This is a genomic window from Streptomyces sp. NPDC058773 (genome assembly GCF_042746015.1).
Taxonomy (GTDB): domain Bacteria; phylum Actinomycetota; class Actinomycetes; order Streptomycetales; family Streptomycetaceae; genus Streptomyces.
Window position 1 is genome coordinate 46,287 of sequence record NZ_JBHYPE010000041.1, and the last position, 15,035, is coordinate 61,321.

The following is a 15,035-nucleotide window of genomic DNA, read 5'->3' on the forward strand; positions in this document are numbered from 1 at the left end:
TCCAGACGCAATGATTTTGCTTTAAGGTGGGAGTCATGAGTCCCAAGCCGATGGCTCGCCCCGGAGGGCGCAGCGCCCGCGTCCAGGAGGCGGTGCACGCCGCGGTGCGGGAACTCGAAGCCGAACAGGGCCGTGCGGCACTGACCGTACCGGCGGTCGCGGCCCGCGCGGGCGTCACCCCGTCGACGATCTACCGTCGCTGGGGCGACCTCCACGAGCTGCTGTCCGACGTGGCGGTCGAACGCCTGCGGCCGGAGGAGCCGCCCGCTGACCACGGGAGCCTCCCCACGGACCTGGAGACGTGGGCCCGGCAGTTCCTCGACGAGATGGCCTCTCCGTCGGGGCGCGCCTACATCCGTGACGCGCTCCTCGGCGACCCCGACGGCACCAACGCCGGGCGGTGTTCGGCATACGCGGCCGACCAGATCGAGGTCATCCTCACCCGCGCGACGGGGCGCGGCGAGGCCGTTCCCGATATCGAAGCGGTCATGGACCACGTCGTGGCGCCGATGATGTACCGCATCCTCTTCCAGCCGGGCCGGCTCACCGTCGCGTATGCGGACGACCTCGTGCGAGCCGCCCTGGCCTCACCCGCCTCGGCCGACTGACAGAACTCACCACCGCTGACAGAGCTCACCATCGCCGACCCCCGGCACCGGGCCGGGGGACTTTAGTTGCTGCACGTCGCGACGAAAGGTGATGTTGCCGGTGGGGGCGGTTGCTTAACGTAGCTGCGTGACAGGTGTGGAAGGTATGGAGCGTACGGAGCGCGCAGGTCAGACGCCGGTGGCGCGGATGCGCACGGCGCTGCGGCGGCTGGCCGATCCGGGCAGGGCTCTCTTCGGGCCCGGGATGTGGCCCTCCAGGCGCATCGTGGGCGAATCGCTGCTGAGCGTGGTGCTGGCGGCGCTGGCGGCGGTGATCGAGTACGTGCGCGACGGTGGCACGATAGTGATCGTCGCCGCAGTTGTGGCTGCCGGAGTGCTGTTGCAGCTGCGCCGGGTGCTGCCCGGGACCGTGCTCCTGGCGACGGTCGCGGGAGCGGCGGCGTTCGGGGGCCTCGCCCTGCTGATCCCCGTCGTCGGCTGGTCGGCCGGGCGCCGGATCGTGGGGGTCGGCAGGGCGACCGGCACCTTTGCCGCCGCGTACGTCCTCAGCCTCGGCCTGGACCTGACGCGGGAGCTGCCCTACGTGTCCCCGGCGACCCTGGTCATAGTCGCCCTGTCGGCACTGGTCGCAACCATCGTGCCCGGCCTGGCCGGACGCTACTGGTCGCAGCGCCGCACGCTGCTGGACACCCTGCAGGAGTACAACACCCAACTGCTGCGCGAGCGCGCGATGATCGCCGGTCAGGCGCGGATGCGAGAGCGCCAGCGGATCGCCCAGGACATGCACGACAGCCTCGGCCATCAGCTCGCGCTGATCTCGGTGCACACCGGTGCGCTGGAGGTGGACCGCGAACTGACCGGGCGCCAGCGGGAGGCCGTGGGCGTGCTGCGGGAGGCGTCGGTGGGCGCGATGCGGGAGCTGCGCGAGGTGGTGGGGCTGCTGCGGGACGGCACGTACGCCCCCGAGGACGGTCCGGTCGCCTCCGTCACCGTCGGGGGCGCCCCCACCCCTGCCATCGAGGCCATGGGGGAGGAGGACGCCAAAGCGCCGTCGCGAGGGGTGGCAGGTATCGAACGCTTGGTAGAGGCCTCCAGGAGCGCGGGCACCGCTGTGGAGCTACGGCGCTCGGGCGAGGCGCGCATGCTCGCCCCGATCGCCGATCACGCGGCGTACCGAATAGCCCAGGAGGGCCTGACCAACGCTCATAAGCACGCTCCGGGCGCCTCGATCACCATCGAACTGCGCTATGAACCGGACTCGTTGGTGGTGGAGGTCGCCAACGGTCCGGCGGCCGGTACCGCGGGCGGCAGCCGGAGCGTGGTGAGCGGCGGCCAGGGGCTGACCGGGCTCGGGGAGCGGGCCCGGCTCGTCGGCGGCATGGTGCATGCGAGCCCGATGGCCGACGGTGGCTTCCGGCTGGCGGGTGTGCTGCCGTACACCGCACCGGAGGCCGGTGCCGCCAGCCCCTCGCCCGGCGACGAAACGGCGACGTTCGTTGATCCAACAGACGACTTTCGACGGCAGATTCAGGCGGGTTCGTTCGGTGAAGCTGATCCGGTCATCGACGGGAACGGTTTGCCGAAGGAGCTGGCCAAGGCCATGAGCACACAGAAGAGAAGCAGCGGTATCGCCCTCGGCTGCGGGGTGGCGGCACTGATCGCCCTGCTGCTGGTGATCGCCGTCGTGGCCGGTGGAATCTTTCTCGTGAACGAAATGGACGACGCCATGATCGAGCCGAAGCAGTACGAGGCGGTGAAGGTGGGTCAGCCCGAGGCCGAGGTGCGCAAGCAACTGCCCGACGACTCCTCGATCTTCCTCAAAGGCCTGGACAAGGGAGCACCGCCCGTTCCTCAGGGAGCGAAGTGCCTCAGCCTGAATTCCTCCGCGATAGGCAGCAGTTGGGAGAAGGACCCCATATTCCGGTTCTGCTTCAAGGACGGGAAGCTGATCGAGAAGAAGTCCTTCGAGATAAAGAGCTGAGGGTGGGACGCTCGCCATGCTGATCGGGCGGGCGGCGCAGCACCGGGAATGATGGTTGAACGGCCGCAGGCAGTACCGTTCAAGAGGGCGCAGGAGACTCGTGATCAAGGTTCTCGTCACGGATGACGAGCCGCTCATTCGGGCCGGCATCAGGATGATTCTCACCTCGGCCGACGACATCGAAGTCGTGGCGGAGGCCGCGAACGGCCGTGAGGCGGTCGAACTGGCCCGTGCCCAGCGTGTGGACGTCGTACTGCTCGACATCCAGATGCCGGTCATGGACGGTCTGACGGCCCTGGCCGAACTCCGCCGCGCCGCCCCTGACGCGCGGGTGCTGATCCTCACCACCTTCGGGGAGCAGCAGAACGTGCTGCGCGCCCTGGCGGAGGGCAGCGCGGGCTTTCTGCTCAAGGACTCGGCACCCGCGGAACTCATGCGCGCGGTACGGGCCGCCGCGGCCGGAGACGCATATCTGTCACCGGGCGCCACCCGCCATGTCGTGGACTCGCTGGCGTCCGGCCAGAGTGCGCGCCGCGCCGAGCAGGCCCGCCGTCGGCTGGAGAGCTTGTCGGAGCGTGAGGTGCAGGTCCTGGCACTGCTGGGCGAGGGCCTGTCCAATGCGGACGCCGGTCAGCGGCTCCACATGAGCGAGGCCACGGTCAAGACGTATGTGAGCCGCATCCTGGCCAAGCTGGGCTGCGAAAACCGGGTACAGGCCGCACTCCTGGCCCGAGACGCCGGCCTGGGGGCCTGACCCGGCGGTGCCTGGTACCGCGCGGTGAGTCCGGGTGACGGCAGGGCCGATGCGCACGCCCCCGATAGCGGGAGCATGCGCATCGGCCGTGGTGGAAGACGTACAGCCATGCCGTGAAACCGGATATCGCTGCCTGCCCCAGGGGCGGGGCGACGGTCAGTGCGGCGACCGGTCCCCGGCCCCGGGCGGTGGCGCCGTCAGGGACCTGCCGCAACGGGTGGTGCATCGCTGCGCCGGGTCGGCCGAGCCGCGCCCATTCGGCAGGAGCGCAGGAGGCGGCCTGGCAGGGATCTTTCAGGCACCTGTCAGGCACCTGCCATCCATGCATCACGCATACGTATAGAACTTCGTGTGGTCCAGCAGGTCCGCCGGGGTGATGTCGTTCCAGGGCTTCATGGTGTCGTGGAGGTCGATGACGTCGGGTGTGTTGCCGGTGGGCAGATAGCCCGACTTGGGGTGCATCCGTTGCCAGTCGGCCCAGAGTTTGTCGATGAAGCAGTGGTGCAGCCAGAAGACCGGGTCGTTGGGTGAGGCGCCGGTGGTCATCTGCCCGCCGACCCAGACGTGCACCCGGTTGTGCAGATTCGGGCCGCGCCAGCCCTCGATGTTGTTACGGAAGCCGTCGGAGGTGCTGTTCCAGGGGGCGGCGTCGTAGACCGGCATGGCGAGCACCCGGTCGACCTCGGCCCGGGTGGGCAGTTCGCGGACCCCGGTGGCGAGCGAGCGGCGCAGGAACGTCCGGCCGTCCACCCGGATGTTCATCGGCCACTTGCCGCTGCCGAAGGCGAACGGCCCGGAGGTCACGCGGCCGTCGCCGCTCCGCCCGTCGCCGCCGAGGAAGTCGTCGGCCCACAGGGAGCTGCCAGGGGAGCGATCGACGGTCCAGTCCCAGTAGGGGAGCGTGACCGACGGCGTGACGCTCTGCAGTGCCTCTTCGAACTGCAGCAGGAACCTGCGGTGCCAGGGGAGGAACGACGGGGACCGGTGGCCGGTCCGTTCTCCGTTGTCCATGTCACCGATGATGAAGGCGTTGTGGGTGCTGATGAACTCGTCGTAGCGGCCGCTGCGCTTGAGCTCCAGCACCGCATCGACGAAGTTCCGCTTTTCGGTGGCGGTGAGGTCCGCCTGGTTCTTCCGGACTGCCATGTCGAGGACTCCTCGGTGGGGGGCGGGCAGGGACGGATCTCAGTCGGTGACGACGGGGACCAGGTCTGCGCCCTGGAGTTCGCGAACGGCGGCGCGCGCCAGGGCGCGTGGCGTGGTGAACGTCTCGTAGTGGTTCACCAGGCTTATCCAGGTGCCGTCGGCATTCCGCATCACATGGAGGTCGTCGTTGTCGATGCGGACGACGAAGCCCATCCCCTCGTGGGGTCCGGCTGCCCGGCCGGTGTGGTGGCTTTTGTGGCCTCCGCTCGGCGATCCGTCGTCGTCCGCCGGCCAGCCCTCGATGTGGCGGCCCTGGTAGACCTCGTCGAACGGCTCCGGCATCTGGTGACCGCCGGGGTGCTCGTGCCCGGCTGTGTGTGCGTGACCGGCAGCGTGTCCGTTGCCGTCGGCGGGGCGGGCGGCATGGGTGGAGGCGAAGGCGGCGGGTGCGGCGAGCGCCGCTCCGGTCAGGGCCGCGGCACTGCCGTACAGCACCTGTCGTCGGGTCGGACGCGACATGTTCCACTCCTCAGTTCGTCTCGGCTACTCCTCCGGGGCGGGCCCACGGAGGGCTGGAGGCGTCGAGCCGTCGGGCCGGAGGTCGGCCCGCGCCGCCACATGCTGGCAGGGACGAACGGATCAGCAAGTTGCTGCGGTGGGGGAGGCAAGGAACCAGCCAACACCTGGGTGAAGATGCAGGTTTCAACGGCGGCGATCGTGTTCATGACAGATGTCAGCCTCCTGCGGAACCGGATATTCCGCGATGTCGGACACCCCTCGCCGTAGATCTTTTACCCGCGGGATCAAAACCATGAGTCTCCGCACGGCCGGAACTCGGCGCGAATGCAGGGGCCTTGGGGAAGGAGGGGGTTTGAGACGTTGGCGACGCTACGGCGCGGGTCCGAACCGGTCGGTGGAACACGGGTGTTGAGCCGTCCTGGTTGAGCGTTCGGGTATTCGCCGGTACCCGCTGACCGGCCGCCCCGCCGCCCGTAGCCCCGTAGCCCCGCCGTCGGGTCCGCACCGAGTCGGGGATCCCGTTGCGGACCGGTAATGTCGTCAACATCGCTGTCCTGAGCACGAGTTCGCCCCTCGCCTCCCGGCTCAGTGGTGCTGCTCACAGCGTGCGTGGCGAGCGCTCGCGTGTGGGCCGATCCGGGACAATAAGGGGGTCCGGAACACTGAGATAGGTGATGACCTGGGGAAACGACCACTCCCTGGAGTTCTGTTCCGGAACGGCGGACCGAGACAGAGGATCAGGGTGGGGACGGAAACCGAGGAGTTCGCGGGGCTGCTGCGCCGGCTGAAGGAGCGTTCGGGGCGTAGCTACGGTGCGCTCGCGGCGCAGGTGCACATGAGCGTGTCCACGCTGCACCGGTACTGCAACGGCGATGCCGTGCCGATGGACTTCGCGCCCGCAGACCGTCTCGCCCGGCGGTGCGGGGCGACCCCGGACGAGCTGGTGGAACTGCACCGCCGGTGGATCATCGCCGACGAGGCGCGCAGGCGCAGCCGGGCGACCTCTGCCGTCACCACCACCCCGTCCGCCGCCCCCGCAGCCGCGTCGAGTGATGAGCCGGCCACTCCGTCATCGGAGAAGGGGGAGAGGCAGAACCCGGACCACCCGAACGCCCCCGAGCCGCTGGACACCGCACAACCGCTGAGCACCTCGCCGTCACCGAACGGCACCGCCGCCCCCGACCGGCCGGGCTCAACGGCCACAACGAGCGCAACGAGCGGAACGGCTGCAACAAACGCAAGGGCCGCGACGGACAGACCGCCCGCACCACCTGCCCCACCCGCTCCCGAATCACTCGTCGAAGCTCTCACCGCAGCCGAGCCGACAGAAGCGCCCGCGGAGCCAGTAGTGGCGTCATCCGGTCGCGGCTTCGCTCGGCTCGGCTACCTCCGTGTCGCTCTCCTGGCCGGCGCCGTGGCGTCGCTCGGCGTACTGGCGGCATGGGCGGTCCAGGACCCCACTCTGGGCGATCCGCAGAGGAGAAGCGCGCACGGCGCCGAACGGCCGCCGGCCGCGAGTAGCGCTCCCACGCCGCTGACGGAGAGCCCGTCCCCGGGCCACACCACCGCGGACCCGAAGCCCACTCCTGGCGGGAAGGAGCGGCACAGTCCCTCCAGCACGGTACGGCCCGACGGCTCCGGCACAAGCCGGGCGCCCGACGGCGGCAAGGGCGGTACGGCGCCGCAGGTGGGCGTCAGCTCGTACAACTGGGATGCGCCCTGTGCGGTCAACTACCTGCTCCAACGGACCCCGGACCGTGTCCCGCCGCCGCCCGCCCCGCAGGACGCCCGTCCCTGGGCGGGGGCCCTGGGCGCTGTCGACGGCGGACACATGCAGCTCCAGCTGACCGCAACGGGCGACACGGAGGCCTCCGTCGTGCTGACCTCCCTGCATGCGCGGGTGGTGGCCAAGCACGCCGCGCTGCCGTGGCGCGTTTACGGGATGGGCGACGGCTGCGGCGGCGGTGTCACTCCGCAGACCTTCAACATCGACCTCGACGACGCCCAGCCGGTGGCGAAGCCCGTCGCCGGACAGGACGGCGACATCAAGGTGCCCGCGAAGAACTTCCCCTTCAAGGTCTCCACCAAGGACCCGCAGGTGTTGAACCTCGATGTGCACACCGAGGGGCATGACGTCAGCTGGTACCTGGAAGTGGGCTGGAGCAGCGGCGACCGGCAGGGGACGATCCGGGTGGATGACGGGGGAAAGCCGTTCCGTACGAGCGCGACCGAGGGGCGCAAGCGCTACCTCTTCCAGTGGGACAAGAAGCGCTGGGGCTCTCCGTGACCCGGTCCGGCCGCTGGGCGACGCCCCGGCCGGGGGCGGTGGGGCCTCCGACGGCGGGCCCCCTCGCGGAGGAGATCCGCGCTCGCAGCGCGCGCAACTCACCCCTGCGCACAGTGGCGTTGGAAGTCGCTCCACCGCTGGTCCCCATCCCGCCGCTCGGAATGCGTCTTCGTCGCAGTGGAATTACTCTGGACCGCAACCGCAACCGCAACCGCAACCGCAACCGCGCGACGCCGGACGCGTGACGCGTGCCCCGCAACAGGCCACGCGCCACGCCCCGCGCTCCCGCCTACGCGATGTACTCGAGCACTGCCCGCGCCTCCGCACGGCGTCGCTCCGTCAGGTCGTCGTTGCCGTCCGGCTGCGCCTCGTCGCCGTAGTCGTGCAGGACGGTGCGGGCGCGGGTCTCGGCGGCGGTGCTGCGGCCGAGGTCGGCCTCCAGCCAGGCGGCCATCAACTGGGCCGCGGTGCGGTCGTGGCGGCCGGCCTCGCCCAGTGAGGTGAAGACGGCGATCGTCTTCTCCGCGTAGCCGAGGGCGTCCTCGTAGGTGCGCCGTGCCGTGCCGTCGTCTTCCGCGTCGTCGGGTTCGAACTCACAGCCACGAACCAGGAGTTCAGCGATCTGGCGGTAGGTGCCGGCGAGTTCGGCACGCAGTGCGTCCCGGCCGTCGTCGTCCGCGGCGTCGGCGACGGCCGCGGTGAGCAGTCGCTCGGCGTTGGCCATCACGTCGAGGGCGGCCGGCAGGCCGCTCCCGGCGGTGCGCAGCGTGATCCATGCGCGGGCACGCATGGCGCGTGCCGCGCGGTCCGGCCGGCCGAGAGTGCGCCAGAGTTCCTCGGCACGGGCGTAGGCCGCGGCAGCCTGCTCGTGGAGGCCGGCGCCGTTGAGGGCGTCGCCGGCGAGATGGGCGAGCATGGCGTGGTCGCGCTGGCCGTCCCAGCCCTTGGCGGTATCGGCCCCGAGCAGGAAGTGTTCGCCGGCCTGCCGGTGGTCGCCGAGCGACTCCAGGCATTCCCCGAGCCACCAGCGGGCCTGCACGACCTGGCGCTCGTGGTGGTGCTCCTGGAGGTCCGGCAGCGCGCTTTCCAGTACGGAGGCCGCCTCGTCGAAGCGCCGGAGGCGGAGCAGCGCGCCGCCGAGGACCAGCTGTGCCCAGGCGCCGAGCCCTTCGCTGCCGGGCGCCTCGTCGGCCCAGTGGGTGGCTTCCAGCGCGTGCTCGGTCACCTCGTTGTCGTCCTGGCCGGTGGCGGCGAGCGCCTCCGCGAGCATGAGGTGGAGGTGGGCGCGGCCGAGCGGTTCCAACAGCTCGGCGCCGTGGCCGAGGGCGGCGCGGGCGGCCGTCGCGGCCCGGTCCGGACGGCCCAGCGTGAGGGAGAGTTCGGCGAGCCGGGCCTCGGCCTCCGTGGCGAACCAGGGGACGGCGGCCTCGTGGTACAGCTCTGCCGCTCGGGCGAACAGCTCCGCGGCCTCCGGGGCATCTCCGCGCCCGGCGAGCAGCCCGCCCAGCGCGCAGGAGATGTCGGCGGTACGGGCGAGCATCCGCCGGTCCTCGCTGTGGTGCTCCTCGGCGAGCCCGAGCAGCGCCCGGAGCTCGTCGGTGAGCGCTTCCACGGCAGCTTCGGGGTCCGGCGCCGCCGGGAGGATGCCCATCCGGACGCGGGCCGCAGCCAGGAGTGCCCCGGTCAGCTGCCGGGCGGTGGCCCGGCCGTCGGCGTGCAGGGTGCGCAACTGAGCGCACAACGCGTCGAGTTCGGCGAGCCCTTCCTCCGTATGGCCGGCGGCCGCGGTGGTGTAGGCGGCGCGCGCCCGGCAGGAGGCGCCTTCACCGGGGTCGCCGGCCGCCTCGAACTGCTCGGCGGCCCGGCGGAACAGTGCGATCGCGGTGTCCGGGTCGTCGAGCGCGTCGACGGCGGCGTGATAGGTCACCTCGGCGCGGGCCGCCCCGTCCAGTTCGGTGCCGCTCCGGTCGGCGGTTTCGGCGGCCGTCCGCCACGCGGCGCGGGCGTCCGGGTGCTGGGCCAGGGCGAGCCGCCGGGCCTCGGCCACCAGCGCGGCGAGGTCCTCGGAACCGTCCTCCGCCACCGGAGCGGGGACCGGCGCCGTCTTGGGGGCGGTCTTCGGCACGGGCTGCGGACGCCCGGGGGACCCGGCGGCGAGCCGGGTGGCGCGGACCCCGAGGGGAAGCCGGTCGGTGAACGGTGTGGCGGCCATCCGCGCGGCCACCCAGGTGCCGACCCGGCCGGTGCCGTTGCGCTCGTCGAAGCGGCGGGCCAGGTCGAGGGCCGCTTCCCGGGTACGGGTCAGGAGCTGCTCCGTGGTGACCGCGGCGTCGCCCGGCAGAGGCACGGGCCGGTCGGCATGGCCCAGTTCCGTCAGGCGGCGCAGCAGAAGGGCCGCAGCGCTCAGTATCTGGAGCCGGGAGAGCGGTTCCTCGCCGCTGTCCAGATACCCCGCGTGCTCGGCGAGGATCTCCAGGCCACGGGCCTCGTTGCCGGTCAGCGCACAGAACTCGATATGGCGGGCGATGGCCTCTATCAGGCTGCCGTTGCCCCGGGCCAGGCGATAGCCCCGCAGATGGTTGCGGCGGGCCTCATCGAGCCGCCCGAGGCGCAGCAGCGGCATCAGGGACAGGGCGAGGATGAGGTGCGGCTGCTCCGCGCAGGTCTGCTCACCGTTCAGTACGGGCGCCCAGGTGACGATGGCCCGCTCGTCGTCGCCGTGGTCCGCGTGCCAATCGCCCTGCTCGTTGAGTTCGCAGGCCAGGCAGTCGCTCATCGCGTCGCGGTCGGCGGCGGTCCACTCCGACAGCAGCCGGGCGCCCAGGGCGTCGTCCCCGAGGTGCTGGGCGACGTAGAACGCGGCCGCGCGGACCGGCCGCAGGGAGTATCCGGCGATGCGGTAGTGGCGCTCCATCTCCGGGATCCAGCGGCGTACGGCGTCCAGTGGGATGTCGGGGTTGCCGGTGAGGCTGTAAATGATCCACTTGAACCGCCAGTGGAGCCGGTGCAGGGCCGAACGGTCGAAATCCCCGGGGTTCTCGTCCCACATGCGCAGCAGCCGCGAGAACGGCACCAGAGTCTTGCCGCTCTCCCAGCTGAACTGGTACGCGCTGATCAGATCCAGCAGCGCTGCGATCAGCAGCTGCTGGTCGCCGGTCGCCTCGGCGAGCGCGACGAGCTCCTCGGCACGGGCGTTCCGGGCCGGCCCCTTGGGCTCGGAGTCGTTCTCCCAGAGGGCGCGGCGGATCGACTCGACGGTCTGCGGAGTGGTGTTGTCGTGGGTCATCGGCTCTCCTCCCGGCCGTCCGAGTGCGTGGCCCAGCGCAGCAGGTCCAGGAACGCACGGTTGAGCAGGGCCGAGTCGGCCGGCCGCAGCGTGCGCGGGGCCATCAGCAGGGCCTGGCCGTACAGCGCCTCGGCGGCGGTCCCGGCGAGTTCCCGGTCGTCGATCCGGGCGATCCTGCGGACCAGCGGATTGTGGTGGTTGAGGACGAGCCGGGCGCGCGGCGCGCTGCCGCGCAGGCTGCCGAGGATGCCCGCCCACAGCTCGTCGGCCTGCGCCTCCTCCTCGGCGCGGGCCCGCTCCTGGCGCGCCGAGCGGTCGTCCAGGTGGAGGGCGGGTACGGACACCGGGTGGAAGGTGCGCAGCACCACGTCGCAGCCGAGCGGGTCGAGCTTGCTGCGGGCGGCGGCGAGGAAGCCGGTCAGCGCCAGTTCCTCGGCGGGGTCGACCGGGTCGAGGTGAGCGGTGACGGTGTCGGCGTCCAGCTCGGCGACCTCGGTGCCGGGCCGTACCGACGGCAGCAGTTCGACCAGCTCGGCGGCGTAGGTGTAGCCCCCGTTGACGACGCCGATGCCCTGGGCCGCGGCGATCGCGGCGACCTGCCGGTACTCCTCGACGGTCCGGGTGTAGTGGACGACGGGGTGCCGGCCGGCGAACTCCTCCAAGGACAGGTGTCCGTCAGTGGTTTCGAACGGCAGCCACGGCAGCATGGTGGTCAGCACGTCCCGGTCGTGCCGGGCCAGCGACTTCACGCCCAGGTGGTGTACGGACAGGAACTGCGCGAGCCGCTCGGGCTCTCCGGCGGCGAGCCCGGTGAACCATTCCTTGATCCGTGCGCCGAGGGCTTCCCGGACCGCGGCCAGGGTCTCGTCGGCGTACAGGCTCTCGCGGGAGGCGGTCGGGCGCAGGCTGTCGGTGTCGATGACACAGCGGACGAAGAACGCCCAGTCGGGCAGCAGCTCGTCGGCCCGTTCGGTCAGCAGCATGCCCTTGAGGTGAACCCGGTGCCCGGCCCGCTGGGCGGGGCTGACAGCGGAGGGCAGGACATAGGCGACACCGCGTACACCGGCGACCGGCACATCGAGGTCGATGGAGTCGAGCGGGGTGAAGCCGAACAGCTGCCGGCAGTGACCGGCGAGCGCGACGCGCCGCGCGGCGGGGCTCGGATGGCTGCGCTCCCAGACGGCCGGACGGTCGGTGACCGGCTCCTCCCCGACCCGTACGTCATAGGGCAGCAGAGAGCCGAAGTCCTTTGCCAGCCGAAGCACTCGACCTTCATCAAGCCATTCGGCGGCGCCGGGCCGGGCCGTGAGATGCACGGTGGTCCCGGGCTCGGGATGCGCGTCCGCGGGCAGCGTACGCACGGTGTACGAGCCGTCGTCTCGGGCCGTCCACTCGACGGGCGGGGCAGCGGCGTCGCGCGCGGAGCGGCTGACGACGCGGATCTCCTCGGCAACGACGAAACACGCCAGCAGCCCGATCCCGAACTGCCCGAGGAAGTCGGCCCGGGCCGACTCCAGGCCGTCGCGCTTCGAACTGCGGCCGATCGTGGCCAGCAGGCTGTGTACATCGGCCTCGGTCAGACCGATCCCGGTGTCCGTCACCCGCAGCTCACCACCGTCCGCGTGCAAACGCACCCGGGCGGGACTGTCGGGCTGCTCGGCACGGCGTGCGGTGAGCGCGTCCACGGCGTTCTGCAGCAGTTCGCGCAGATAGACCTTGGGGCTGGAGTACAGGTGGTGGGAGAGGAGATCCACCAGGCCGCGCAGGTCGACCTGGAAGGTGTGCGGTATGTGATCAGCAGTCATGTATGGGTGCGCCGACGGACTGAACGGTCCGACGCCGCGGATCGAGCGGCCGTGGCCACCAGCGGTCAGGGCTGGCCATCATAGGAGCCACGACTGACACGCGACCATGGATTTCCTTGGGCGGTCCGCCGGGCGCCCGGCGTCGGAAGGCCGGGCGTGGCCCGTCCCTCCCGTATCACGCCGCTACGGCCCGCGTTTGTCCGGAGAGTGCGATGAAGACGAGGAGCGCGAAGGCGAGCGCGGCGGTCGCCGTGCGGGCGTCATTGAACAACTCCCAGCGCCACAGGACTTCCGCGTGGTCCGGCGGCGGTGCGGTGACGGCCCACTGCTTGATGCGGCCGTTGATGGGGACGTTCCCGAACCGCGTGATCAGGAAGGAAGAGACCGTCAGGAGTCCCGCCGCGCCGGCCAGGACGCGTGCACGGCCACGCGCCGAGGCGGCCAGCACCAGGGTGCTGAGGGCCGAGACCGCCATCGTGCCTTGCATGGTGATGCCGTTCATCTCCATCAGCGCGGCGTGGAAGTCGAGTCTCATGGCGATCGGCACGGCGTGGAACGTCGGAACGAGATTGCCGGCGCCGTAGCCGAAGGCCCCTGCCAGCAGGCCCGTGGAGAACAGCGAGAGCGCCTGCAGGAGCCGGGTGCGCACGGCCGTCACCGACCGGTGAAGCGGCTGCTCGCTTCGCCGCGGAGCCGGCCGTACGGCAGCCTGCGGCCGAAAGCGAGCAGCAGGAGGTCCTGGGCAGCGCCGTACACGGGGGTCCCGGAACCGTACGACCAGTCCATGTCCTCCGCGCACAGCCGCACTCCGGCCAGGTCGACGCCGAAGAACTTCAGGCCACGGGGCTTGATGTCGTCGAGCAGGACGCGCAGCCGGTCCTCGGGGACGCGCCGGTCGAGCCCGAGGGCGGCGGTGACATCCAGCCCGTGCACCACGTCGTGCCCGAGGGCGGACCGGAACCCGCCGACGGGCGGTGTCCACGGATGGTGCGCGTTGTCCCGCAGGAAGGAGCTGAGCTCACTGACGGAATGGGCGGCCGCGTCCCTACGGGCGACGCGGCCGGTCATGCGGTGCAAGTTCCCCCGTGCCTTGACCAGTTCACCCAGCGTCGCGGGCAGGGAAAGCCGGAAGCCCATCGACATATGTGCGACGACCTCACGGACCCGCCACCCTTCGCACAGACTCGGCGCGTTCCACTCATCGGCTCCCAGCCCCTCGAAGAGGTCGGCCAACTCCCGCCGCTCCGCCGCGATGCCGGCCCTGATGCCGTCGGTCACGTCCCCAGCGGCACCGGACCGCGCGTCCCTACGGTCCTCCACTGCTTCCTTTACCGACTCGTTCGCTGCTTCCTTCGTTGGTTCCTTCGCCGGTTCCTTCGCTCTGTCCATGTGATCAAGCCTGCTGCCGGCCGACCCATATATCCAATAGACAGATCTGCTGCCGTCTAGCATCAACGCTTATGGAACTCCGTCAGCTGCGCTACTTCGTCACCGTTGTCGAAGAGGGCGGCTTCACCCGCGCCGCCGCCCGCCTGCATCTGGCGCAGCCCGGCCTGAGCGCCCAGATCCGGCAGCTGGAAAAGGAGTTGGGGCAGCCGTTGCTCGACCGCTCCCACCGGTCGGTGACGCTGACCGAGGCGGGGCGGGCGGTCCTGCCGTACGCGCGCGCTGCGCTCGCCGCCGCGGACGCGGTGCGGCAGACGGTCGACGCGTACACGGGCCTGCTGCGCGGCCGGGTCTCGCTCGGGCTGGTCTCCGGCGCCACCGGCCGCGCATTCGACATCGCCTCGTTCCTCGCGGACTTCCACGACGCCCACCCAGCGCTGGAAATAGCACTCACCGAGGACAGCTCGGAGCGCATGCAGGCCGCACTCCTGGCCGGTGAGCTCGACATCGCCCTCCTCGGACCGACCGACGAGGTGCCCCCGCCCGGCCTGTCCCTCCAGACGGTCATCGACACCCCGCTGGCCGCCGTCGCCGCGCCCGGAGACCCGCTCCTCGCCACGGCCGACCGTACGAGCGTCCCGCTGGCCGAGCTGCGCGACCGTGCGCTGATCTGCCTGCCACGGGGCACCGGCGTCCGCGCGGCTCTCGAACGCGCCTGCGCACAGGCCGGATTCCGGCCCCACGTCACCTTCGAGGCCGCAGCGCCCCATGTACTCGCCCAGCTCGCCGCGCGGGGCCTGGGCATCGCGGTACTACCGACCGGCGAGGACAGCTCGCACACCGACGGACCACTACGGACCCTGACCATCGTCCGCCCCGGCATCCGCGCCCGCATCGCCCTCGCCTGGCGCTCCACCGGTCCGGTGAGCCCGGCGGCCCGGGTGTTGCTGGAAGGCTTGCGTGAGGCGCTGCCTGCGGTGCTGACGACGTCTGTGAACCGGCAGTCGAGCTCTCGATTGTGATCAGGGGTACAGCATTCAACCGAGGACGCCGCCCTGGCGTTCCGTCAGTGGCCGTGTTCAGGTCACGGACACATGGACGGGGCGGACACCGCCTTGAAAACGGGCGCTCCCGTACGCCGCCGCCAGGACCGGGACGGCAGTCTTCTGCCGTCAGCTGCGTCCGGTGAATTTCTGTCCGACGCCGAGTTGGCGGAGGTCGGTGAGGACTTTGGGGTCCTGGGCGTCGAGCCAGTCGCAGAGT

The 15,035-nt window shown here is 71.1% G+C and carries 11 protein-coding genes; 5 read left to right on the plus strand and 6 right to left on the minus strand.

The features are described from left to right. The first annotated feature begins 50 nt into the window (after positions 1-50). The 3 genes from ACFW5B_RS27960 (at position 51) to ACFW5B_RS27970 (ending at position 3,343) form a co-directional block, all read left to right on the plus strand. A complete protein-coding gene (locus ACFW5B_RS27960; RefSeq protein WP_386445263.1) occupies positions 51-608 on the plus strand; it encodes a TetR/AcrR family transcriptional regulator in 558 nt (185 codons plus the stop codon). A gap of 244 nt (positions 609-852) precedes the next feature. Beyond that, entirely contained in the window at positions 853-2,589 is a 1,737-nt protein-coding gene (locus ACFW5B_RS27965; RefSeq protein ID WP_386445266.1) for a sensor histidine kinase, read from the plus strand. Positions 2,590-2,689: 100 nt separating this feature from the next. After that, positions 2,690-3,343, plus strand: coding sequence for a response regulator (locus tag ACFW5B_RS27970; RefSeq protein ID WP_386445228.1), 654 nt, complete (start codon positions 2,690-2,692; stop codon positions 3,341-3,343). Between the two features lie 327 nt (positions 3,344-3,670). On the opposite strand, the gene ACFW5B_RS27975 is transcribed toward ACFW5B_RS27970, so the two are convergent. Beyond that, a complete protein-coding gene (locus ACFW5B_RS27975) occupies positions 3,671-4,489 on the minus strand; it encodes a tyrosinase family protein (protein ID WP_386445231.1) in 819 nt (272 codons plus the stop codon). Positions 4,490-4,528: 39 nt separating this feature from the next. Beyond that, the gene (locus ACFW5B_RS27980) at positions 4,529-5,008 is read right to left on the minus strand and encodes a tyrosinase cofactor (protein WP_386445234.1); all 480 of its coding nucleotides are present in this window, start codon (positions 5,006-5,008) and stop codon (positions 4,529-4,531) included. A 742-nt stretch (positions 5,009-5,750) separates the two neighbouring features. On the opposite strand from ACFW5B_RS27980, the gene ACFW5B_RS27985 reads away from it, so the two are divergent. Continuing rightward, positions 5,751-7,295 carry a helix-turn-helix domain-containing protein gene (locus tag ACFW5B_RS27985; protein WP_386445237.1) on the plus strand — a complete coding sequence of 515 codons (1,545 nt, stop codon included), beginning with the start codon at positions 5,751-5,753 and terminating at the stop codon, positions 7,293-7,295. Between the two features lie 289 nt (positions 7,296-7,584). Here the strand turns inward: ACFW5B_RS27985 and ACFW5B_RS27990 are convergent, their stop codons facing one another. The 4 genes from ACFW5B_RS27990 to ACFW5B_RS28005 form a co-directional block, all read right to left on the minus strand. Beyond that, positions 7,585-10,581 (minus strand): tetratricopeptide repeat protein, encoded by a 2,997-nt coding sequence (locus tag ACFW5B_RS27990; RefSeq protein WP_386445240.1) that lies wholly within the window; start codon positions 10,579-10,581, stop codon positions 7,585-7,587. Beyond that, the gene (locus ACFW5B_RS27995; protein WP_386445243.1) at positions 10,578-12,386 is read right to left on the minus strand and encodes an HSP90 family protein; all 1,809 of its coding nucleotides are present in this window, start codon (positions 12,384-12,386) and stop codon (positions 10,578-10,580) included. Before ACFW5B_RS27995 ends, ACFW5B_RS27990 begins: the two co-directional genes overlap by 4 nt. 175 nt (positions 12,387-12,561) lie before the next feature. Further along, positions 12,562-13,035, minus strand: a complete 474-nt coding sequence (locus tag ACFW5B_RS28000; protein WP_386445246.1) for a DUF1772 domain-containing protein — start codon at positions 13,033-13,035, stop codon at positions 12,562-12,564. A gap of 5 nt (positions 13,036-13,040) precedes the next feature. Then, positions 13,041-13,775 (minus strand): maleylpyruvate isomerase family mycothiol-dependent enzyme, encoded by a 735-nt coding sequence (locus ACFW5B_RS28005; protein ID WP_386445249.1) that lies wholly within the window; start codon positions 13,773-13,775, stop codon positions 13,041-13,043. A 71-nt stretch (positions 13,776-13,846) separates the two neighbouring features. Between ACFW5B_RS28005 and ACFW5B_RS28010 the strand changes: the two genes are divergently transcribed. After that, a complete protein-coding gene (locus tag ACFW5B_RS28010; protein ID WP_386445252.1) occupies positions 13,847-14,794 on the plus strand; it encodes a LysR family transcriptional regulator in 948 nt (315 codons plus the stop codon). Positions 14,795-15,035: the final 241 nt, after the last annotated feature.